Source organism: Okeania sp. SIO2B9, from assembly GCF_010672505.1.
In the GTDB taxonomy this organism is placed as follows: Bacteria; Cyanobacteriota; Cyanobacteriia; order Cyanobacteriales; family Microcoleaceae; genus Okeania; species Okeania hirsuta.
This window is the reverse complement of the sequence record NZ_JAAHGK010001674.1, coordinates 1-1,311: the sequence shown is the minus strand read 5'-3', so window position 1 is coordinate 1,311 and position 1,311 is coordinate 1. Positions and strand designations below refer to the sequence as shown.

Sequence of the window (1,311 nt, the reverse complement as noted above, 5' to 3'; positions counted from 1 at the left end):
TATATAATTCAATACGGTTCATATAAAACCAAAACTCATAAGGTATTGATCTATAGACTAATGTACTTTCCTTCTGGATACATCTCATATTTGCAAAAATACTATTTTCCTGTATATTCCCTGTTGCCTGTTGCCTGTTGCCTGTTGCCTAAAAGCGATAAATTTTTGGCTTTATTCAAAATTGAGATGCACCCTTCCTTCTTCCTTCTTTCTTCTTCCTTCTTCCTTCTTCTAACTGTATTTACTCTCGCCAACGACCAGAACGAAGAATACTAATAATTAACCACAACCCAAGAAAACTAGCTACTGCAAATAAAGCTTCACTTAACACAGATAACTGACTACTTTGAGAACCCGCAGTTACAATAGCAGCACCAATAATTAATGAACCTACCACTACACTAAAAGACAGTCTATTAGCTGACTTATTTACACTACGAGTCAAAGGTTCAATATCTTTTAAAGTCAAATTCCACTTCAATGTTTCGGAAGTAAGTCTGTCTAAAAATAAGTCTAGTTGACGAGGAGACTCTAAAGACAAATTCTTCACATCAATAGCAGTTCTTAATAAAGTTTGTACTGGATCGTCCCCTAATAATTGTCGGCGAAATAAATCGGTCATTAATGGTTTAATCTCATCCAAAAGATTAATTTGGGGATAAAAACTACGAGCGACTCCTTCTAAATTTGCTAAAGTTTTAGAATATAAACCCAAATTACTTGGTAATTTAATTTTGTTGTTACGACACAGTTGTAAGATGTCATAAAATACTTCAGAAAAATTGATTTCAGACAAGCTAAGATTGTAATATTTTCGCAGCATTTTGCTGTAATCATTTTCCAACTTAGCTAAATTTGACCGTTGAGCAACTTCTGCCATTTCTAAAGTTAGCTGAGTACATCTTTTAGCATCTAGATCAACGATCGCTAATAATAATTCTGTTAAATTCTGCTGACTGCGTGGATCGAGACGACCTACCATTCCACAATCTAGTAGAGCAATACGTCCATCTTCCAGATAAAATATGTTGCCAGGATGAGGATCAGCGTGAAAAAAACCAGTGATATAAAACTGTTGAAAGAAAGCACGACATAATAAAGTAGAGAGTGCTTGCTTTTCTGCATCTACATCCCCATTATTGTTAATGCCTTTCACCTTCACTGATAAGATAGGTTTACCATCCAACCATTCGAGAACTAATATTTTCGGAGTTGTTAGTTCCCAATATACTTCCGGAAGCATTATTTGCTTGGGATCAAACCACTTACTGGTAGATAAGTCTCGACGTAGTTCATCGGTATAAGCAGCTA

2 protein-coding genes are annotated in these 1,311 nt (G+C 35.3%); both read right to left on the bottom strand.

The window, feature by feature from the left end; translation table 11 throughout:
* Positions 1 to 101: 101 nt before the first annotated feature.
* Positions 102 to 254, bottom strand: coding sequence for a hypothetical protein (locus F6K13_RS33605; RefSeq protein WP_161564337.1), 153 nt, complete (start codon positions 252 to 254; stop codon positions 102 to 104).
* A partial coding sequence (locus F6K13_RS33600; protein WP_287289998.1) for an AarF/ABC1/UbiB kinase family protein occupies positions 242 to 1,311 on the bottom strand: 1,070 nt, incomplete at its 5' end. The genes F6K13_RS33600 and F6K13_RS33605, both read right to left, overlap by 13 nt.